This window comes from Enterococcus sp. 6D12_DIV0197 (assembly GCF_002174385.1).
GTDB lineage: Bacteria > Bacillota > Bacilli > Lactobacillales > Enterococcaceae > Enterococcus_D > Enterococcus_D casseliflavus.
Genome location: NZ_NIBN01000001.1, coordinates 3082820 through 3104112, shown reverse-complemented (window position 1 = coordinate 3104112; position 21293 = coordinate 3082820). Strand labels below are relative to the sequence as shown.

Sequence of the window (21293 nt, the reverse complement as noted above, 5' to 3'; positions counted from 1 at the left end):
CGATTAACAAAAAATGTCAATTGCTGGAAATCCTGCTTTTCGTTATGCTTTTGGTATTGAAAGCGGTTTATTCAATCGGGCTCAACAACAAAATCTAAGGAGGAAAAGTAGTGAAAAAATTAAGTACGATTCTTGGTTTGGGGTTACTATCAGTCGCCTTTTTGTCGGCATGTGGGAAGGAGGAAGCAGGTTCCACAACAGATTATGATACGATTTCGATTTTATCGCCGTACATTGAAACTGAACCACCTGCAAGTGACAACGAGATTTTGAAGCAATTAGAAGCGTACACTGGCAAAAACATTGATATTACCTGGGCACCCAATACATCCTACGAGGATAAAATGAATATTACGTTAGCTTCAGATGATATTCCAGAAGTGATGGTCATTCAAGGAAAATCAGGAGGATTTATCAAGTCAGCAGAAAATGGCGCTTTTTGGGATTTGACCGACTATTTAGCTGATTATCCTAATCTCTCTCAATCTAACGAGGATGTTTTGCGTAATTCTTCTGTGAATGGCAAAGTGTACGGAATTTATCGGAAACGTGATGCGATGCGGACGGCGGTGATCATCCGAAAAGATTGGTTAGAAAACTTAAACTTAGATGTACCAGAAACGATCGATGATCTCTATGAGGTTGCCAAAGCATTTACTGAGAACGATCCCGATGGGAATGGTGAAAATGATACGTTTGGTTTGATTATTCCCCAATGGCCTGGCTCGATCAATTCAAATAGCCCTTACGATGTGTTAGCTACTTGGTTTGGGGCAGGAAATGCTTGGAAAGAAATAGACGGCACTTTAGAGCCATCCTTTATGCAACCAGAATACCTAGAATCAATGCAATTTGTTAAAGATATGGTGGAACAAGGCTATGTCAATCGTGATTTTGCAACCATGGCAGCAGATAAATGGGATGAGCCGTTTATCAATGGACGTGGTGGGATCATTATTGATACGTATTCACGAGCAGCACAAATCAGTAATAAATTATTGCAAGCTGGAGAAGAAGACCTCGTCGTCTTTACAGGGAATTTAAAAGATAATAGCGGTACGATGAATGCGTTACCGACAGATGGCTATTCTGGTTTCTTGGCGATTCCTAAGTCGAGTGTCCAGACAGAGGAACATCTAAAAGAGGTGTTGACGTTCCTTGATAAATTAAATGATAAAGAAGCACAGGTGTTGCTGAACAACGGAATCGAAAGAATCAATTTTGAAGTAGTGGATGGAATGTCCGTCGCACTAGAAGGATCAGAAGCTGAAGCGTTAGCCAATGCGGTCAAAGGGTACTCGCAAATTGGGATGAATGTAACGGAAGATACCCTGTACTATATTGCTAAGCCTGATACAGAAGCGGCTACTGAAAGCTATGAAAAACGATTGTCATTGATGGAAGCTGATTTAGAGCACGCTGTCTTTAACCCAGCAGCCTCCTATAATACAGATACGTATGTAACAAAAGGGGCACAGCTTGATCAGATCATTAGTGATGCGCGGGTTCAATTTATTGCAGGACAAATCGATGAAGCGGGGTGGGAAGCTGCGATCGAACTTTGGAAGAATCAAGGAGGCACGCAGCTGATGGAAGAAACGAATGCCCTTCATCAAGCACAATAACGACAGTCGAAGAAGGTTGAGTGGATCTTGCTCTCAACCTTTTTCTTTTTCAATAATTTTTTTCAGCTAATTATTCAGCTAATAAAATGGAGTACTATTTAGGTGAGACGAGACAGGTAGTGAGAAATCAGAAAAGAAAAAATGGAAAAAAACAAGTGGAAACCCTAATCTAACGCTTGATATCAAGGAATTCAAAAAAAGTCAATTGTTAGAAATGTAGGTCAAGTTTACTATGAAAAGAGAAAAGTAGCTCATATACGCATAAAAGGAGAAGAAGAAATGTTAGCGAAATTGATCTATGAAAATCCGCTGAATCAAGCAGCAGATATTCAACACTTTATTGCTGAAGGAGAGCCCAAGATTACTTTCCAAGACGGGATGATTCTGACGAATACCTATTCTGAAGAATCAAACAAACAACCACATTTTGTTTTATGGCTGCCTCAACAATTTCCAGCGGACCTACGAATCACCTGGCAGTTTCAACCACTGGCTGAACCAGGCTTATGTATGCTCTTTTTTGCAGCAACCAATCGCAAGGGTGGCTCGATCTTCGATTCTGGAGTACCCAAACGAACCGGGGCATATCCTGAGTATCATTCTGGAGGGATCAATGCTTACCACCTTTCTTATTTTCGAAGAAAGTATGAGGAGGAACGGGCGTTTGAAACGTGTAATTTGCGCAAAAGTCATGGGTTTCATCTGGTCGCCCAAGGCGCAGATCCACTTCCGAGTGTAGCAGATGCCCGAGGGTTTTATCACCTAAGAATCGATAAGGTAGGTGCAACGATTTCCTTTTGGATCAACGACTTATTGGTGTTAAGGTACCTTGATGAGGAACAGTTTGGTCCCGTATTAACCAAAGGAGCGATCGGATTTCGGCAAATGGCGCCAATGAAGGCCCGCTATAAAGACTTAAAGGTATATTCCTTAGAGGAGGAACGGTGATGAATTGGCAGAAAGCATATCAAGCAGCGGATTTTGTCTTTTATTGTTTGCTGATAAATGTAACCGTTATTATAGGTGCACTAGTAGGTGGGATCATCTTTGGACTGGCGCCTAGCGTACAAGCAGGATTCCACGTAGCAAAGAAAACCCTTAAACAGGAATCGCCGCCTTTTTTTCAAACGTTCTTTGGGTATTACCGCAGGAACTTTTGGCGATCGAATCGCTTGGGCTTACCGATCATTCTCTTTTATTTGTGCCCCATGGTGGTGATCCGGCAAGGATTTTTAGCGGCATTGACTCAAACTGGCTTGATCCTATTGATCGTTAGCCAATGCGTCGCGATCGCTGTGATCAATACATTGCTTAGCATGTACGAATATTATGTGCTCCCAACGAAGAAGTACCTAGGCGCTTCGCTACGCTTTCTTTTTTTTCAACCTATTGGCAACTTTTTAGGCGTCCTTTGGTTTGGGATTTGTAGTACGATCAGCTTTTTTCTCCCCGGTCTCCTTCCGTTTTTAAGTATTGGGATGTGGATCATTGGCACAATGGGGATTTACTTGAAATTATTTGATGAAAATGAACAAAAGCTAAAGCAACAAAACGATGCAGTTCAACCTGCAGAGAGGGAAGAGGAGGAAATCGAACATGGCATTGAAATGGCTCAAAAATAAACCTAAGGGAAAACGTGGGCTGAGTTTTGGGTATCCATGGGAAAAAGGAGCTTTACAACCTGAGGTTCTAAGTGAGGAACTGTTTTTGCTGGGGGAGGAGCCGCTGCAAACGAAAGTACTGGCTTACTGGCCAGATGGCAGTGTGAAATGGACAGGACACAGTGGTCTGGTGGCAGAAACGACGCAGTTACTTTTTCAAAGAAAACAGCGTGTCCAGAAGAAACAGGCGATTGCTAGGGAAGCTTACAACGGTATTTATTTTGACAACGGTACGATCAAAGGCTTCTTCCCGAAACATGGGGAAGGGAAAAATGTATTGGACTGGGTAGCGGTCAATGGGCAGAAAAAATTGCAAGATCTTCACGCAATCCTGCAATACCAAAACAAAAAGGTGCAGTCCAAAGTAACGGACTTGATGTTGGAAGAAAATGGTTCAGAAAAAGCCGTTATCAAAGTATCGGGCGTCATTGAGATCAATCAAGAAGTGGTGCAAGAGTTTATTTTACGGTTCCGCATCTTTCGCGAAATCAGCAAATTGGAAATCATTCATACGGTCATTATCATCAAACCACTTGCTTATGAAGGCATGGGGATAGCATTTGATTATGCGTTGACAGGTGAAAATTGGAATCGACAAGTCAAATTTATTGCAGATGCTGTGTATCATGAAGCGGCACAATTGTTACTTTCACGGCGACACTATCAGCAAAACATTCCCTATCAACAACAAGCCAGTGGACAGCTCGTTTCATTGACCTCAGCGGACGAGCCGATGCTGTCTCATGCGGTGGAAAATGCTATTTGGGACAATTTTCGGGTCAATCAAATCAATCATCGGTCATTTGAATTAGAAAAACAGACCGAAGCTGGGTACTGTTGGTTGCCCATTGGGGATGGCGAGCATTATTCAGGTACCTTTTACGCTGGGGGAGAAACCGGCGGCGTTGCTTGCAGCATGGAGAAATTTTGGGAAAAAGCACCATCTGCGATCGAGGTGACAGGCATCACCCAAAAAGAAACCCAAATCACGATGTGGCAGTGGTCACCGAATGCCAAGCCAATGGATTTTCAGCACTATTCCAAACGGGATCATATGCTTAGCGGATACGAAGGAATGGAAGAGATTCGTTCGACGGCAGTTGGCGTAGCAAATACGACGCGTTGTTGGTTGGATCTATATGAAGAAGCCCCGTCAGAAGAAGTGTTGCTGGGCTTAGCTCAAGAAAACCAAGAACCTGCCCAGATCGTTTCATTGCCAGAGCGTTATCAAGAGACGAAGGTTTTTGGCAGGATCAGTTTACCAGATGAATCAACGAAAACGAAACAGCTGCTGGAGCAACAATTGGCTGAGATGCGTCAATTCTATTTAGCAGAAGTCCAACAAAGAAGTTGGTATGGCTATTGGAACTATGGTGATGTCATGCATACCTATGATCAGTTTCGACACCAATGGCGCTACGATCTTGGTGGGTACGCTTGGCAAAACACTGAATTGGTCCCTAACATGTGGCTTTGGCTAGATTTCTTACGGACTGGTGATCCAAGCGTTTACTATCTGGCTGAAAGCATGACGAGACATACTTCAGAAGTCGATCAGTACCATGCTGGTGAATACAAAGGATTAGGGTCACGGCATAATGTCATTCATTGGGGCTGCCAAGCAAAAGAAGTTCGAATTTCAATGGCGGGTCTCCATCGCTACTACTACTATTTGACAGCGGATGAACGCATTGGGGAGATTATGGAACAAGTCAAAGACAATGAAACCTATGCTTTTGATGCGTTACCACCGATGCGCGAGTTTTATGAACGAGAAACGAAGCGGATACCGATTCGCATCGGACCAGATTGGGCTGCGCTAGTCTCGAACTGGTTTACCCAGTGGGAACGGACGAATGATCCTGTTTACCTTGAAAAAATTCGCACCGGCATCACCTGCATCAAAGCCATGCCCCAGCGTCTATTGTCTGGTCCCACAGTGTTATTTGATCCACAAGACAAAACCTTATCTTATATGGGAACTGGGAATTTTGGCGGCTATCACATGGTCATCTCCTTTGGGGCGCCGCAAGTTTGGTTAGAACTTGCTCAAGTGCTGGAAGACCCCGAGTGGACAGAGATGTTAGGGGAGTTTGGCTGGTTTTATAGCTTGAGTCCTGAGAGAAAAGCAGAAGAATCAAACGGGGTACTGACGGAACCTCATTTTGCCTGGCCAATGTTTGCGTCGACGATGATGGCCTTTGCTGGGCGAGTGCGTAACGATCAAGCAATCAGTCAAAGGGCTTGGCAGTTATTGCTTGATAATGACAAATCGGGTGTTCCATTGCCGATCGAAGCGACCATTGAAGCAGCGACAACGTGGAAAAAAATAAAAGAAATGCCGTGGGTATCGACCAATGTGTTGTCACAGTGGGGTCTAAATACGATTTGTTGTTTAGCACTGATCGGAGCGGAGTTAGAGGAGGAGAATGAATGGAAACAACAATAAAAAAAGTGCCGAAAACGAAAGAGCAATGGGGGAGTTTTCTCAACCATTTTAAACAAAATAAATGGCTCTATATTTTGACGATTCCCGGGATCATCTATTTTGCAGTATTTCGTTATGCACCGATGTATGGGTTGATCATTGCTTTCAAAGATTATGTGCCCTTTTTAGGAATCGCAGATAGTCCATGGGTTGGAACACAAAATTTTATGGATTTCTTCAATAATCCTGATTTCTTTCGGATCTTGTGGAACACGTTGATGATTGCCTTTTTAAACATCTTCTTTTCGTTTCCAGCACCCATCTTTTTGGCACTGTTACTGAATGAATTGCGCAACAAGCTGTTTCAGCGGACCATTCAAACCTTCGTCTATGTACCACATTTTCTTTCATGGACGATCGTCGTTAGTCTTTGGCATATCTTATTCAACATCGATCATGGAGCAATCACTCAATTTATCGCTTCGTTGACAGGCGTTGAAATCGACTTTCTCTCAGACCCGCAATGGTTCCGCCCCATGATCGTAATGCAATCGATTTGGAAAGAGATCGGTTGGGGGACTATTATTTATTTAGCTGCCTTATCAGGTGTGGATCAGGAACAATACGAAGCCGCGATCATGGATGGTGCAGGACGTTTCCGTCGTGTGTGGCACATCACTTTGCCTGCGATTCGTTCGACGATCATCATTATGCTGATCATGCGGATCGGGTCGATTTTGTCTACTGGGTTTGATCAGATTTTCTTGATGACCAATCAGTTGAACCGAACAGTAGCAGATGTTTTTGATACGTATGTGTATATGATGGGGATCACCAATGGCGCTTACAGTTACTCAACAGCCGTCGGATTATTTAAATCGATCGTTGGGATCATCCTCGTACTTTGTACCAATAAATTAGCGAAACGCTTTGGCGAAAGCGGCTTATACTAAGGAGGAAAAAGATGGATACTTTACACAATACGAAGGCAGGGAAAATATTTGACATTTTTAATGCGCTATTTTTGGCATTGATTGGGTTATTCATGGTGATTCCTTTTATTTATGTGATCGCAGGTTCATTTGCTACGGAGTTAGAATTGACCACACGTTCGTTTTTCTTATGGCCAAATGAGATCAGTCTCGACTCCTATCGCTTTATTTTTTCAACCAACACCTTTATCCGCAGTTTGCTTGTAACGGTCGGCGTTACCATCGTTGGCACGCTGGTGCAGCTTTTCTGTACCTTCACCTTTGCCTATCCTTTATCACGTAAGCACCTAAAAGGACGGAACACCTTGTTGAATCTCGTGATTTTTGCAATGCTCTTTTCAGGTGGGATGATCCCAACGTTTATCGTGGTGAAAAATTTAGGACTGATCAATTCTTATTGGGCATTGATTTTGCCAATCGCGATCAATCCGTTCAACTTAATGATCATCAAAAACTTTTTCCAAGAAATGCCGATCGAGTTGGAAGAATCCGCCAAGATGGATGGCTGTACGGAACTAGGGATCTTATGGAAAATCATTTTGCCTTTATCAAAACCAGTGATCGCGACCTTCACCCTTTTTTACGCCGTTGGTATCTGGAACGACTTCATGAGTGGATTGCTCTATATCAACGATTCAGCAAAATGGCCGATTCAGTTATTGTTAAGACAGATCACGATGGCCTCCAGTGGTGCCAATGCGTTAGCAAGTATGGACCCCAACTATGTGCCGCCTGAACAAGGAATCAAATTTGCAGTCATCATTGTGGCGACTTTGCCAATTTTGATCTTCTATCCGTTTTTGCAAAAACATTTTGCCAAAGGAATGCTGATTGGATCCGTCAAAGGATGATACACTTCAATAGTTGTGGATAGGTTGTCATGCGTTTTTTCGCATGACAATTTGTTACATAAAATCTATTACAAGGGTGTTTGGGAATGAAGTACTTTAAAACAGGCGGTTTTCATCGAAAACTGCAGCTAGCCAGTCTATGGATCGTCGTACCGCTATTAGCCGTTGCAATCTTTTTGCATGCCTATTTGATCGGACCATTACAACGATCGTATCAAGAACTAAACAATCGCCAAGTCGAAGGAATCGTTAGTAACATCAACCAACAGTTCTCGCAGCTGGAAGTGACTTTAAGCGTTTGGGGGCAATCGTTTCAAAGGCGCTACCAAGAAGATTTATTGGAAACGACGAATTATCAGACGTTGATCCAGCTGTCGGAAGAATTGTTTTACTTAACCAATAGCTCCAATTATGTCAATCGAATCGGTATTTATTCGCTTGGAGAGGCGCCCTTTGGGATTGAAAGTGGCGGCACGTATGAATTAACGCTCGAGCAAACCAAAACAGCATTTGAACGCTATCGGATCGATAATGGTAGGCAGTATCAGTGGAAGATCATTGAAGAAGAGGATGAATTGATTTTTGTACAAAACATTGATAGCCAAGGCGAAGATCAGCCTAAAATTTTTTTAGTTGCAACGATCGACGAGCAATCATTGTTAAAGTATTTTTATGATACTCAAATTGAAAATGGGCTCGCAGCGATTTCCTTTAATCATGAGAGTTTTCGTTTTATTGGCGATCAGAACTTAGCGAATGTTATCCAACCGCTGAGTGAGAAGCATCAAGGAACCTGGGTCGAATCGATCAATGGCAATGATTATAGCATGATCGCCGTAAACAGTACGCGACTCAACCAAATATGGACGTTTTATACCGTCGTTCCCTTAGCTTTGATTACCGAGCCAGTCACTCATTTGGCTAGAGTGCTGATCGTCGTAAGTATTCTTTTTATTGCTTGTGTGGCAGTCATGAGTCTCTTTTTGGCAAAAAAACAATACCAACCTTTTGAAAAAACGATGGATCAGCTCTTTGGTAATACCCAATGGAAAAAAGAAAACGATCTGGAGTTTTTGGTGGACCGTTGGCAACAATTAAGTCGGGAAAAAGGATTGCTACAAAATCAGGCGGAACGCTTTCAAGATTCGCTGAAGCGGCAAGTGATCCAACATTTGATGGAAGGGTATTATGGCTATTTGTCAGAGGAAGAATCGCAACAATTACTGCAGCAAAAAAACTGGCGCTTAAGTGACCAAGGGTATCGCCTGTTTTATTTCCAACTCAATGATCTATTAAGCAATCAAGCAAATTCACAAGATGAAACCCACATTTTGTTTGCGCTAGAAAACATTATAACGGATGTCACAGCCATGTTTTTCCCAGAATCAACCATCGTTTCGTCAAATGAAGGGCGGATTTTGGTTTTTGTGGTCAATCAAGAGCAGCAACTGACAGATTACTTCACGATGGTCACCAAGCAAATCAATTTGATCGTCTGCCGTTATGTCACCATCGTTAGTTCGCAACAAGAAACTGAGATTCGCAAGTTGCCTGAAGTTGCCCAACGTCTCAAAAAGCAAATCCATCTGCAACGGTTGATTCCCGAAAATCAAGTGCTTCAAGGAGAGAAAATGCGTCCGCTGCCGAAGTATTCTCTTTCGCAAGAAAATTTGATTTTAACAGCGCTGAAAAGTGGCTATCATGAAGAATTGCAACGAAGTGTCCAGCGGTTTTTGGAACAGGTCGTGGCAGAAAACAATCAACAGGCTGCGGTGATCTATGTGGTCAATCGACTGTACGATCAAGTCGATTACCTTTTAAATGAAAATGGTGTCTCACGAACGGATTATGTATCGAAAACGGTTGTTTTAGAACGAATCGAACGACTTTTGGACATCAATCAGATCCAAGCCTTTTTGTACCATCATTTCTTAAAGCCCGTCTCCATCCTCTGGCAAGAAAATGTCGCTAATTCTTATAGTGAAATGATCCAAAAAGTAGCGGAGTACATCCAATCTGATTTTCGCAATGAACAAATTTCGTTAGAATATGTTGCGGATCGTTTCGAAGTAGACCCAATCTTTTTGAGTAAGGAGTTCAAGCGTGCCAAGCAGGTCAACTTTATTGATTATTTAACCAACGTTCGCATAGTAGAAGCAAAACGGCAGCTGCTCGAAACCGATCACCAAATCAATGAAATCGCGGAAAACCTTGGGTATAATCCCAGCTACTTCAATCGTTTATTTAAAAAGTGCACGGGAATGACCCCAGGACAATATCGAAAAGGTCAGAGCTGATCACTGTTGGTTGCTGCGGAAAAGCTCGTATTTTCGCAGCTTTTGCTCTGATTTTTCTATGTTTTCGTCAGCCAATGTTTTGTATAATAGAAAAGAAAGCGATTTCTAATACAGCTTAAGTTCAGCAAGAAAACCAGCAGACTTGTCAAAGCTGTTGGAAATCTGATAGTAAATAGATGGAGGAAGAAAAGAAATGAAAATCGTTCTAGGCGGAGATTCAACCATGGCGGATTATCCCCTTGATCAACAGCCAATGATGGGCTGGGGACAAGCCTTACCAAGCTATCTACCCCCAGAAGTAAACGTAAACAATTTTGCAAAAAACGGCAGTACGACTCGTTCGTTTATCGAAGAAGGGTTGTTTGAGCAACTCCTACAAGAAGTCGAACCGAATACAGTCGTCCTACTGCAATTTGGACATAATGACCAAAAAGAGAAAAATCATGTCACGATGGAGGCGTACATTGCTCATTTGACAGACATGATCCGTCAAATCAAAGAAAAAGCAGGAATCCCGATCCTGTGTACACCTGTTGAACGGCGGGTAGGAGAAGAGGGACGACTGGCGCATACGTTGTCAGCATTTTTACCTGTCTTAAGAGAACTTAGTCGAACGGAAGAAGTAGTTTTGTTTGATTTAAATCGCTATACCTATCATTATTATGACACATTAGGACTAGAAGCTTCCAAAGCACTCTTTGTTTGGTTAGCACCGAATGAGCACCCCAATTATCCTTCAGGTCTTGCAGATGATACCCACTTTTCAAAGCTCGGGGCGCATATGATCGCTCGCTATGTAGCGATTCGTCTACAGGCGTTTTTCCATGAGCAACCACTGTTTCCTGATATTTATTACGGCGCCTGCATGTATCCAGAAGTCTGGTCGGAAGAAATCATGCAAAGTGATAGTCACACGATGAAAACGTTGGGCATGAATTTTGCTAGAATTGGGGAATTCATGTGGCGCGACTTGGAGCCTCAACCTGGAGAATATGATTTTTCGTTGTTGGAACGTGCGCTAGAACAGTACCAAGCAAATGGCATCGATGTTTGCTTATGTATTCCAACTCCGACCCCACCCCGCTGGTTTACAAAACAGTACCCAGAAGCATTGGTCACTAACCAAGATGGAACGAAGATGCATCACGGCTCAAGACAGCATGTCTGTACTAACAACGAGGACTTTCGCCGTTATGCCTATCGTTTGACGAGAAAAATCGCTGAGATTGCCGAAAAACATGAAAATGTCGTTATGTTGCAATTGGACAATGAGTTTAAATGTCATGTCGATCTATGTTACTGTACGACGTGTCAAACGCGTTGGCATACGTATTTAAAAGACCGCTATCAATCCGTGACTAACCTCAATGAGTGTTGGGGAACGAAGGTGTGGAGTGAGTGGTATGACGCATTTGAGGATGTCGTCTTGCCGCTAACAACCCCATTTTTGCATAATTCTTCCTTGATGAATGCCTTTCGCCGCTTTACCACTGATACGTTGAATGAGTTTGCGCATGATCTTTGTCATTTTATCCGAATGGAGACCGCGTTACCCATTACCCATAACTCCGCTTTTGGGTTTAACTTGCAAAATGATGAGCTATTTGCTGATTTAGATATTGCTGGTTTTGATACGTATGCACCGGCAGACAACTATCCAGCGTATACGATGAACTTGGATCGTTGGCGGAATGTCAAACCGTGCAACAAGGAAATGTTATTGTTAGAAACTTGTACTGCCAATGCAGGTCATATTGAAAATTATGCGGCACCTCGTCCTCATGGGTTTGTCACAAGTGAAGCGTTCATTGGCTATGCTGGTAATTTGAAATCCTTCTGCTTTTGGCATTTTCGTGGACATCGCTATGGTGTGGAGCAACCCCATAGTGCCGTGTTAACTGCTTGGGGAGAGCCAGATCGTGGGTATGAAGAGGTAGTTCGGATTGGCGAACTAAGACAACAGATCGCACCACTTTTAGCGGAAACGAAGTATGTATCTGCAAAAATAGCCATTATCTACTCGGATTACTCGAAACGTTTTTACACGATCGATCATGGGGGTGTTTATGATTATCGCAGCCTGTTTACCGAATTTTACGGCAGTCTGATTCGCCAAGGGATTCGTGTAGAAATCATTCAAGAAAATAGTCCGTTAGAAGAGTATGATGTTGTTCTTGCCCCATTTGTTCGTTGGATCAGTCCTACCTTGCTGAAAAAATTTGCCGCCTTTACTGAAGCAGGAGGCAAGCTGATTTTAGGCCCGATGACGGGGGATCGGACCAAAGAGCTGGCGTGGCCAGCGACGAATGGCTTAGATCGTTTAGGAGAATGGCTCGGGTTTGACCAAATCCAGCAGTTTACGGTGAAAGGACTGACTTATCAGCTAGCCTATGACGGCCTAAAAGAACCTTTGGATCATTTGGTCACAGTTTTTCACTGCCCAGAAGATTGGGAAACGATCGGACGAGGGAATGACCAAACGCTACTAGCTAAGAAACAACTGGCTCAAGGAGAGATCATCTATTTAGGTGCGCTACCTAGCAATTTACCAGACAGTTTGATATGGCAGTCGTTTTGTCGCAAAGAGCTTTTCCCTTATGAATCAGAGCGCCAGTTAATCAAATGTTCGGAAGGTGTGATGAAGTATCGCCGAGAGTCAGTGACCCATGTCCAACTCTGGATCAGTAACTTAGGGCTGACGACAGCTGACTTTACCTTACATCTCCCCGGGTTCGAACGCTTATCAGGTGAATCGCTGGCGCGGGGTAACCATAGGCTAGAACCTTATGAAAATTTGATTATTGAATGGGAAAAAACAGTAGAAAGCGAGGAGTCAGATGATTCATTTAGCCATCCGAGGGCATGACCTCTCAGGAGAATATACACCAAAGCAGTTAGCACAAGCGGTAGGTGCAAAGAAAATAAAAAACGTTCAGTTTGCCTTGAATGCGTCTTTTCCAGATCTAAGTGCTCCTGAAAAGATGAATCCAGGTATGGGGACCTTCTTCAAGAATGAATTCCAAGAACAAGGCGTTCAAATCGCTTTGTTAAGTTGTTATAGTAACTTGATTCATCCCGAACCAGAGGAACGAGAAAAAATCTTACAGAAATTTGAGCGCTATTTATTCCATGCCCGTTATTTTGGTGCCAGCATGGTGGCTTCAGAAACAGGCTCAGTCATTGCCGCGCTGGGATATAGCGAAGAGAATTTTTCGGATGAGGTTTTTGAAGACTTGATCCATGTGATCCAGCGACTCGTTCGAGTGGGAGAAAAATATCAAATCATGGTAGGGATCGAAGCCGGACTGAATCATCCGCTGTATTCGAATCAGCGCATCGCCGAGCTGATTGAACGTGTTCCTTCTGATTATTTAGGGATCATTTACGATCCAACGAATTTGATCACCGCAAAAACGGCTGCTGATCAAGTCGCATTGGTAGAAGAAGCATTTACTCTTTTCGGAGAGAAAATCGTCTGCTTGCACCTAAAGGATTTTCAACTCTCGGGAGAAGAAGTGATCCCTGTCCCATTAGGCGAAGGACAAATACGGTATCCAGAAATTTTACAGCTTTTGATCAAACACAAGCCATACTGTTACGTGGTGCTAGAAGAAACAAAAGATGCTGGGATCGAACGTGCGGTGGCGTTGATTGAAGGCTTAGATTTAAAAAATTAGTTGGGGGTTTGTGTAGATGATTGTGTAAGAGAACACGGGAGTAGTTTTCTTGTTTTCTTAAAAAACGCTGGCATTGAATGCAAATTTTATCTAGCATAGAAAAGTTGTTTATGATGAAATTTCATCTAAACAACTTTTTTATTTTCATAAAAATAAAAAATGCGAGGTAAAATTTGTTATTATAGAATAAAAAGAAGTGTTTTGGATTGTTGCATTCGGATAATGGATCAAATGGAAAAGGATTTAATATTTACGAGACATGTAAAAGAGAGAAAGGAGGAACCAATGGCAAACATGCAAGACGTGGCAAAACTTGCCAATGTATCTGTGACCACCGTCTCACGAGTGATCAATAACAGAAAATATGTCAATGAAGAAACAAAGCAGATTGTGCTAGAAGCAATTCAAGCACTTGATTATGTACCAAATGAATTAGCACGGTCCTTTTATTACAATTCCTCAAAGATGATAGGCTTGCTGATTTATGATTTGAAAAATGATTTTTATAATCAATTTATTACCCGAATCGAGTCGCAACTGATTGAGAAAGGCTATAGTTTGATGATTGGTACCACACAAGGGAATCCTGAAAGAGAAACCTATTTTTTGAACTTGTTTCTCGCAAATAATATTGATGGGGTAATTTTATGTACCAACCTTTGTACGCAAGGTCCGTTGTTGCAAAAGGTTCTCAAATTACCTCTAGTGAGTGTGGGTAGAGTCCTTAGCGATGAAGTATCCTCCGTTTCTGCGGATAATACCTCAGGTGGACAGTTGGCAGCACAGATCTTAAGCCAAAATTGTTGTCGCGAGATCCTCTTCATTAATGGACCAAAGACATTACATTCCGTTCAAGAAAAATCAGCTGGTTTTTATCAAGTGATGGACCAATACCCAGAGATCCATGTTCACGAGGTCATACTCGATTTTGTAAATGTCACGCAAACATCCTTTGATCAACTTTTTCGTCAATGGCCTTCTATCGATGGCATTTTTGCGGCAAGCGATTTTTTTGCAGCCTGTGCTTTACGTTCCCTTCATTCACTGGATAAAAAGGTTGGTGAAGCGATTCAAGTGATTGGTTATGAAAACACCAATGTTTGTCTTTGTACTAGCCCTTTGCTTTCGTCCATCGCACGACCTTTAGAGGAGATGGTGGATTGGACGACCCAGCTACTTTTTCAAGAGGTACAAGGAGACAAAACCGCACCAAGACACGTCCTCTTGAAAAATTCATTTGTCCCAAGAGAAACGACTCAATGGAAGTGATGGGAAAAGAAGCAACCGATTGCAGCTTTCTTTTGATTGTCTTGGGATAGCCGCAATTCTATAATGAAATGGACTGGAATAAATCCAGAATGAGGAAGTTGCTAAGTGATAGGTGTTGATAGCTAGTACTATTTTTTGAAAAAAATGGTTCCGCTTACATAAGGTTCTGTAGAATAGCGAACGGCTTGAAGGATAACGCCTCAAGAAGAGTGTACCTAAAATGCGATCACAAAAACAAATTAACCTAAATGTAATAAGAAGGAGTGATTAACCATGTGGAAAGCAAACTATCATACCCACACAACTCGATGCAAACATGCACAGGATTCTGATGAAGACTATGTGATCAAAGCCATCCAAGCTGGCTTTAAGGAAATCGGCTTCGCTGATCATTGTCCCTGGCCCTTTGAGGATGGGTATGTCTCGCCCATGCGGATGGATGTTGCGCAATTGGAAGATTACGTTTCATCGGTGAAAAGCTTACAGGAAAAGTACCAAGGACAAATCGATGTGAAATTAGGATTAGAGTGTGAATATTTTGAAACAATGATCCCTTGGCTAGTTGCAGAGAAAGAAAGGCTGTCGATCGACTATTTGATTTTTGGCAATCACTTTCCTGAAATCGAAAGCAATCACTATTACGACCATACACCTGGGGATTCGGTAAAAGCGATCAAAGATTATCTTCGAGTCTCCCTACAAGGGATCGAATCAGAGATCTTTGCTTATATGGCACATCCAGATGTGTTTATGCGGGGCTATAAAACCTTCGATTCTCATTGTGAAGAAGTTGCCTACCGCTTATGTGAAAAAGCCAAAGAGTATCAGCTGCCGTTGGAGTATAATTTGGCAGGCTATACGAACGGTGGCTATCCGCATCCTGAATTTTGGAAGATCGCCAAGGAAGTCGGCTGCTCTTGTATTATTGGGATCGATGCCCACGAGAGTGCGGCTTTAACGAATACAGAAATTTACGAAAGAGCTCTTTTAGAAATCGATGCCTTGGGGTTAACACGGATCGATCGGCTCTTCTTTGCGTGAAGGAAAGAAAGTTGAACGTTTTGGAAATAAAACATGGACGTCAGTGGGGATCACTAGCGTCCATGTTTATTAGAATTGCCATTCTTGAATTTTTTTCAAGAGTACCGCTTTGTCGGCAGCTTCCGCAAAGGAATGCTGAGCGGCAGTTTCGTTTAAGAAGCGCATCTCTGATTCGGACATGTCGCAATGATGAGCCATTTGCAGGTATTCATTGGTCAATGTCGTGTTTGAGACCGTTCGGTTATCGGTGTTCAAACAAAAAGGGACCTTGGCCTCCAGCCATTCTCTTAATGGGTATGCCGAGTATGTGGGAATCGCACGCGTATGAACATTGCTGGTAGGACAGCCTTCGATACAGCGATTTTGTTCTCGAACAAACGCTTGGGCAGTGTGATCTCCTTTTAAGGCGATGCCGTGGCCAATCCGCTGCGCACCGCTTTCGATGGCTTGATAAATGTTTTGCACACAGCCGCATTCGCCTGCATGTAAGGTCAGCTGGACACTTTGGTTCTTGAGGAACACTTGATAGCTGGCAGCTAAATCAGGGACGTACCCGTCTTCTTCTGGACCTGCCAGATCAATGCCGACGACTTTTTCATCGGTAAGAGCGATCGCTTCATCAAAAATCGCCGTAATAGCTGGTAGGTCTTCTTGACGCATCCCAATGACCAAAACATTGCCTTTGATTGGGTAGCGTTCTTCTGCTCGTGCGATGCCTTCGATCACGGCTTGGATGGTCTGGCTGCAAGTGAGTCCTTTGTCCATCGATAAGCTGGGAGCAAAGCGGATCTCAATATAAGCGACCCCATCTTGAGCGGCTTGTTCCATCACGTCATAGGCGGCAGCTGCTAACGCTTCTTGTGTTTGCAAATACGGCCGAACGAAATCAAAGCAGCGAAGATAATCCCTCAGGTCATGACAATCTTTGGGGGCTTGCATCTGTGCTTTCACAGCTTCTATGTCTTGCTCGATCGGTAGTTCTTGCTGATTGGCGATGGCGATCAATGTTTCTGGACGAATGGAACCGTCGAGGTGGCAGTGAAGTTCTACTTTGGGAAATGCTTGGATTTGTTGTTGAGTAAGCACAGTGTTCCTCCTGTCTAGGTCGAATTTTTTTAAGTATGAATATAGCATACTTCCAAAGCCCATGCTACCCAAAAAAGGAAATTCTCATAGAAAGCAAAACAGCAGCCGCGAATTACTTGTGCGGCTGCTGTTTTTATTGTGGGGGAGTGGCTCAAATCAATTCCGATAGATCGGTAAAAGGCAATGACAGATCGTGAGCGGCTTCTTTTGAAGTAAATGCGCCCTCATAGGCGATGACCCCTTTGGCAAGTGCCTGATTTTCTCGCAACGCTGCTAAAGGATCATTGGCTAGCTGCTGGGCATACGGTAAGGTGGCAATGCTCAATGCGATGGTTGCCGTTTGCGGCACAGCACCTGGCATATTCGCCACTGCATAGTGAATAACTTCTTCCCGGATATAGGTTGGCTCGTCGTGGGTGGTGACTTTGTCTTCGGTCTCAAAAATTCCGCCTTGGTCAATGGCAATATCGACGATCACGGATTTTTCAGGCATCTGTTTCACCATGTCGCGGGTCACTAAGCACGGAGCTTTTTGTCCTGGCAATAAGACGGCTCCTACCACCAAGTCTGCGGATTGGATCGTTCGTTCGATATTCAAGCGATTGGAATACAAGGTTTGAACTTGACCAGAAAACTGTCGATCCAGCTCTTGTAAGCGTGGGATCGAAACGTCTAAAATCGTCACTTGTGCGCCTAAACCTACAGCGACTCTCGCGGCATTCTCACCGGCAACGCCACCACCAATGATCGTTACCCGACCTTGACGGACACCGGGAACACCTGAAAGCAGGATCCCTTTTCCGCCATATATTTTTTCGAGAAATTGTGCGCCGATTTGAACAGACATTCTTCCAGCGATCTCACTCATAGGCGATAGCAGAGGCAGGGTGCCGTTCGCCAGCTGGACGTTTTCATAAGCAACAGCGATCACTTTGCTGTCGATCAACGCTTGAGCAAGCTGTTGATTGGCGGCTACGTGGAAATAGGTGAATAAAACCAGTCCCTCATGCAAAAAGGGGTATTCTTCTGGTAAAGGTTCTTTGACTTTCATAACCAATTCAGAGGCCCAAACCTCTTCAGCGGTAGCAATCGTAGCACCGACTTCCTGATACGCTTGATCAGAAAAGGTTGATCCTGCACCAGCGCCTTGTTCAACGAAGACTTCGTGTCCGTCTTGGACTAACTCATAGACTCCCGAGGGCGGCAATGCCACACGATTTTCATTGTTCTTGATTTCTTTTGGGATACCGATTTTCATAGACTTCACACCTTTCTTTCTTCCATTATAATAGAAAGCGGATTCCCAAGGGGAGAAAGAATGGTTTTTTTATTAAAAAAGTAAGATCCAGTTGCTGCCTACGCCACGACAAAGAAAAAAGCCCCGAAAGGGGACTTTTTTTGATCAATCAGCTGAAGGTCCAAAAGCGTAAGCTTTGATTAGCGATTTCATCTAGTGTGTAATAGATAGCGTAATGGGATTTTTCTGGATCATCATTGGGATCTAAGACAAACACTTGATCGTCCATCATTCCACCTAAGACCATAATATGGCCGCCATCTGTAAATTCCCCTGGAGTCACAGAAACGATGACGGGATGATTTTGTTGCAAGTAAGCTTCAACACTGGCTAGATCTGTGCCAAGATCATAGTAGTTGTAGCCGTTTGCATCGGCAAAGTCAGAAAAAATCCGCCAGTCCGTTCCTTGGCCGTCAACGTAATAATGATCTCCTGCCCAATCAAGGACTTCTAGTGGCGAAATGGGATAGCCTTCAAGATAGGATTGAACCATCGCAAGAGAAGCAATCGCACAGCCGTTTTCTGCTAAGGTTTGGCTGCCGTCATTGCCATAGGATCTATCGGCCCAATCTTCGTTCGTCTGCAAGAAAATCGGTGTCGTGATGTCCATTTCCCATAAATAAGCATTGATGTCATCACTAAAGATAGCCTGAGAATAAACATATTCGTCGTCATAACTCTCATCATAGGCAACGACGGTGTGCACGTGTTCGGACAACTCTCCGTACAACACGTGATGAGAGATTCGATTGAACCCTATCCAAATCAACACCAATCCTGCCAAAACAACCATTGGCCGACGCTTTCGATAAACATCTGTCTGTTTTTGCATTTTTCCCTCCTTGTTTTACGAATCGTACGTATTCATCCTGTTCTTTTAAGTAAAACAAAGGAGGGGGCGCTTGTCATCGGCCTACAGACCGATTCCTTGATCAACTGTCAAATGCTTCTAGTTCTAAGCTGGTATTTTCCCATGCTTCTAGTAGAGCTTCTTGTTCAGTGCGGGCTTGTTCTAACGCTTGATTCAACGCGGTCAATTTGACATGATCATTCAACGCATCTGGTGCGGTCATGTCTTGTTCCAGTTGTTGGATCGTTTCTTCTATTGCGGCAAGTTCTTCTTCGATTTGGGTGACTTTTCGCTGTAAGGTTCTAACGGCTTTTTGCTGTTCCTTGCTTTGGACAAAGTTTTGCTTGCCCGCTGAGAGGGTGGTTTCGGTTGTTTTTGCTTCCAACATCGCTGCGATCTCAGCTTCTTCTTGTTTCTTTTCTAAATAATAATCGTAATCGCCGAGATAGAGCTTGCTGCCGTTTTCAGATAGTTCCACGACCTTGGTTGCGATTCTGTTGATAAAGTAGCGGTCGTGAGATACGAAGAACAAAGTGCCTTCATAATCGATCAGCGCATTTTCTAAGACTTCTTTGCTGTCGATGTCTAAATGGTTGGTTGGCTCATCCAAAATCAAGAAATTGTCATGGTCCATGGCTAATTTTGCCAAAGCGACACGGGCTTTTTCGCCACCGCTTAACAGCGTGATCGGCTTTTCAACATCTTCTCCCGAAAATAAGAAGCTGCCTAATATATTGCGAATCTCGACTTCAGGTGTGGTACTGTGGTCATCCCAAAGCTCATGGAGGATCGTTTTGGTTGAATGCAGATCGGATTGAGTTTGGTCATAGTACCCGATTGAGACATTGGCGCCAAAATGGACCTTTCCTTGAATAAAGGGGATTTTATGAATCAGCGATTTCAGTAAGGTTGATTTGCCGATCCCATTCGGTCCCACTAAAGCGATCGCATCTTTGCGCCGAACATCTAAGTCGATGGGCGCCGATAAGACTTCTTCTTCAGAATAACCGATAGCGGCATTTTCTACTTGCATCACAACATTTCCTGAAGGCTTTTCAATGGAAAAAAGGAAGTGGGCGGATTTTTCATCTCCTTGCGGGCGATCCAGCCGATCCATTTTCTCTAATTGCTTACGGCGGCTTTGCGCGCGTTTGGTGGTAGACGCACGGACAAGGTTGCGGGCAACAAAGTCTTCCAGTTTATTGATTTCTTCTTGCTGCTTTTCAAAGGCTTTCCATTCACTTTGCAGTTGCTCCGCTTTCAGGGTCAAATAGCGGCTGTAATTGCCTTTGTAGTGGCGCATTTTTTGGCGACTCAGTTCGTAGACTTCGTTGACGACTTTGTCTAAGAAGTAACGGTCATGGGAAACGATCAGCAATGCACCGGCATATCCTTGTAGATAGTTTTCCAACCAAGATAACGTTTCGATGTCTAAATGGTTGGTCGGTTCATCGAGGATCAAGATATCAGGTTTTTGCAGCAGCATTTTTGCTAATGCCAAGCGGGTTTTTTGACCACCAGAAAGGGTATTGATTGCTTGCGTGTAAAAAGAAGGATCAAACTGAAAACCGTGCAAGACGGAGCGAATCTCATTTTCATAGCCATAGCCATTTTTTTCTGCAAATTCATGCTGCAATTGGTCGTATTCTTTCAGGAGATTGCCAGAGTCAGCAGCAGGATCTGCTTCGGAGATGGCGATCTCTAAGGTACGCATGCGCTGCTCCATCTGCCGAACCGTTGCAAAAGCTCCTAGCATTTCTTCCCAAACGGTGGCTTGACTATCAAGTCCGGTATCTTGAGCTAAGTAGCCCATCGTAGCGGTCTTATTTTTAGCGATCGTTCCTTTATCAGGACTTTCGAGTCCAGCAATAATTTTCAGTAGCGTTGATTTACCAGCACCGTTGCGCCCAACAAGCGCGATTCGGGAATTGCTGGCAATCTCTAATTGGATATTTTCAAATAAAACCTCGGCTCCGAAAAGACGGGCGATTTGGTTGGCTTGTAATAAAATCATGTGTATGTCATTCCTATCTTTAAGAAACTTGTCTGTATCAAGGTTGCAATACTACAAGTCTATCATATTTTAAGGGAAACGGCGATTGGGAAAAAGTTTGATTTTACCATTATAAAATTTATATTTCAAATTATGAGCATTCAAATTGATTTTTGAACAATGTATTTGTTATGATAGCTTCATCACAAGTGAATTTTTCACAATG

15 protein-coding genes are annotated in these 21293 nt (G+C 43.3%); 11 read left to right on the top strand and 4 right to left on the bottom strand.

The window, feature by feature from the left end; all coding sequences use genetic code 11:
- Positions 1 to 110 precede the first annotated feature (110 nt).
- The 11 genes from A5867_RS14515 (at position 111) to A5867_RS14465 (ending at position 15841) form a co-directional block, all read left to right on the top strand.
- Positions 111 to 1625: an extracellular solute-binding protein gene (locus tag A5867_RS14515; RefSeq protein ID WP_087627888.1), complete on the top strand. Its 1515-nt coding sequence runs from the start codon at positions 111 to 113 to the stop codon at positions 1623 to 1625.
- Between the two features lie 279 nt (positions 1626 to 1904).
- Entirely contained in the window at positions 1905 to 2573 is a 669-nt protein-coding gene (locus tag A5867_RS14510; RefSeq protein WP_087627887.1) for a DUF1961 family protein, read from the top strand.
- A complete protein-coding gene (locus tag A5867_RS14505; RefSeq protein ID WP_087627886.1) occupies positions 2573 to 3247 on the top strand; it encodes a DUF624 domain-containing protein in 675 nt (224 codons plus the stop codon). The genes A5867_RS14510 and A5867_RS14505 overlap by 1 nt, the downstream gene beginning before the upstream one ends.
- Positions 3222 to 5735: a hypothetical protein gene (locus A5867_RS14500; RefSeq protein ID WP_087627885.1), complete on the top strand. Its 2514-nt coding sequence runs from the start codon at positions 3222 to 3224 to the stop codon at positions 5733 to 5735. Before A5867_RS14505 ends, A5867_RS14500 begins: the two co-directional genes overlap by 26 nt.
- Entirely contained in the window at positions 5720 to 6667 is a 948-nt protein-coding gene (locus A5867_RS14495; protein WP_005234199.1) for a sugar ABC transporter permease, read from the top strand. Before A5867_RS14500 ends, A5867_RS14495 begins: the two co-directional genes overlap by 16 nt.
- An 11-nt stretch (positions 6668 to 6678) precedes the next feature.
- Positions 6679 to 7557 carry a carbohydrate ABC transporter permease gene (locus A5867_RS14490; RefSeq protein WP_005234200.1) on the top strand — a complete coding sequence of 293 codons (879 nt, stop codon included), beginning with the start codon at positions 6679 to 6681 and terminating at the stop codon, positions 7555 to 7557.
- Positions 7558 to 7643: 86 nt separating this feature from the next.
- Positions 7644 to 9854, top strand: a complete 2211-nt coding sequence (locus A5867_RS14485; RefSeq protein ID WP_087627884.1) for a helix-turn-helix transcriptional regulator — start codon at positions 7644 to 7646, stop codon at positions 9852 to 9854.
- A gap of 193 nt (positions 9855 to 10047) precedes the next feature.
- Entirely contained in the window at positions 10048 to 12720 is a 2673-nt protein-coding gene (locus A5867_RS14480) for a beta-galactosidase (RefSeq protein WP_087627883.1), read from the top strand.
- Positions 12692 to 13531 (top strand): sugar phosphate isomerase/epimerase family protein, encoded by an 840-nt coding sequence (locus A5867_RS14475; RefSeq protein WP_087627882.1) that lies wholly within the window; start codon positions 12692 to 12694, stop codon positions 13529 to 13531. The genes A5867_RS14480 and A5867_RS14475 overlap by 29 nt, the downstream gene beginning before the upstream one ends.
- A 285-nt stretch (positions 13532 to 13816) precedes the next feature.
- Complete coding sequence (locus A5867_RS14470) at positions 13817 to 14800, top strand: LacI family DNA-binding transcriptional regulator (protein ID WP_010749857.1); 984 nt, start codon at positions 13817 to 13819, stop codon at positions 14798 to 14800.
- Between the two features lie 273 nt (positions 14801 to 15073).
- Positions 15074 to 15841 (top strand): histidinol-phosphatase, encoded by a 768-nt coding sequence (locus tag A5867_RS14465; protein WP_087627881.1) that lies wholly within the window; start codon positions 15074 to 15076, stop codon positions 15839 to 15841.
- 69 nt (positions 15842 to 15910) lie between these two features.
- Here A5867_RS14465 and add read toward each other — a convergent pair whose 3' ends face one another.
- The 4 genes from add to A5867_RS14445 form a co-directional block, all read right to left on the bottom strand.
- Entirely contained in the window at positions 15911 to 16927 is a 1017-nt protein-coding gene (add, locus tag A5867_RS14460; RefSeq protein WP_087627880.1) for an adenosine deaminase, read from the bottom strand.
- 151 nt (positions 16928 to 17078) lie between these two features.
- Entirely contained in the window at positions 17079 to 18185 is a 1107-nt protein-coding gene (gene ald / locus A5867_RS14455) for an alanine dehydrogenase (RefSeq protein WP_015510228.1), read from the bottom strand.
- A 148-nt stretch (positions 18186 to 18333) separates the two neighbouring features.
- Positions 18334 to 19056 (bottom strand): C39 family peptidase, encoded by a 723-nt coding sequence (locus tag A5867_RS14450; RefSeq protein ID WP_016608824.1) that lies wholly within the window; start codon positions 19054 to 19056, stop codon positions 18334 to 18336.
- 100 nt (positions 19057 to 19156) lie between these two features.
- On the bottom strand, positions 19157 to 21088 hold the full coding sequence (locus tag A5867_RS14445; RefSeq protein ID WP_087627879.1) for an ABC-F family ATP-binding cassette domain-containing protein: 1932 nt from the start codon (positions 21086 to 21088) through the stop codon (positions 19157 to 19159).
- Between the last annotated feature and the right edge of the window lie 205 nt (positions 21089 to 21293).

Excerpts from the sequence above, each read along its gene's own strand:
- A5867_RS14495 (WP_005234199.1), top strand. The coding sequence starts at position 5,720 with ATGGAAACAACAATAAAAAAAGTGCCGAAAACGAAAGAGCAATGGGGG.
- A5867_RS14470 (WP_010749857.1), top strand. The coding sequence starts at position 13,817 with ATGGCAAACATGCAAGACGTGGCAAAACTTGCCAATGTATCTGTGACC.
- A5867_RS14500 (WP_087627885.1), top strand. The coding sequence starts at position 3,222 with ATGGCATTGAAATGGCTCAAAAATAAACCTAAGGGAAAACGTGGGCTG.
- A5867_RS14445 (WP_087627879.1), bottom strand. The coding sequence starts at position 21,088 with ATGATTTTATTACAAGCCAACCAAATCGCCCGTCTTTTCGGAGCCGAG.
- A5867_RS14475 (WP_087627882.1), top strand. The coding sequence starts at position 12,692 with ATGATTCATTTAGCCATCCGAGGGCATGACCTCTCAGGAGAATATACA.
- A5867_RS14485 (WP_087627884.1), top strand. The coding sequence starts at position 7,644 with ATGAAGTACTTTAAAACAGGCGGTTTTCATCGAAAACTGCAGCTAGCC.
- A5867_RS14505 (WP_087627886.1), top strand. The coding sequence starts at position 2,573 with ATGAATTGGCAGAAAGCATATCAAGCAGCGGATTTTGTCTTTTATTGT.
- A5867_RS14450 (WP_016608824.1), bottom strand. The coding sequence starts at position 19,056 with ATGCAAAAACAGACAGATGTTTATCGAAAGCGTCGGCCAATGGTTGTT.
- A5867_RS14510 (WP_087627887.1), top strand. The coding sequence starts at position 1,905 with ATGTTAGCGAAATTGATCTATGAAAATCCGCTGAATCAAGCAGCAGAT.
- A5867_RS14480 (WP_087627883.1), top strand. The coding sequence starts at position 10,048 with ATGAAAATCGTTCTAGGCGGAGATTCAACCATGGCGGATTATCCCCTT.
- ald (WP_015510228.1), bottom strand. The coding sequence starts at position 18,185 with ATGAAAATCGGTATCCCAAAAGAAATCAAGAACAATGAAAATCGTGTG.
- A5867_RS14465 (WP_087627881.1), top strand. The coding sequence starts at position 15,074 with ATGTGGAAAGCAAACTATCATACCCACACAACTCGATGCAAACATGCA.
- A5867_RS14490 (WP_005234200.1), top strand. The coding sequence starts at position 6,679 with ATGGATACTTTACACAATACGAAGGCAGGGAAAATATTTGACATTTTT.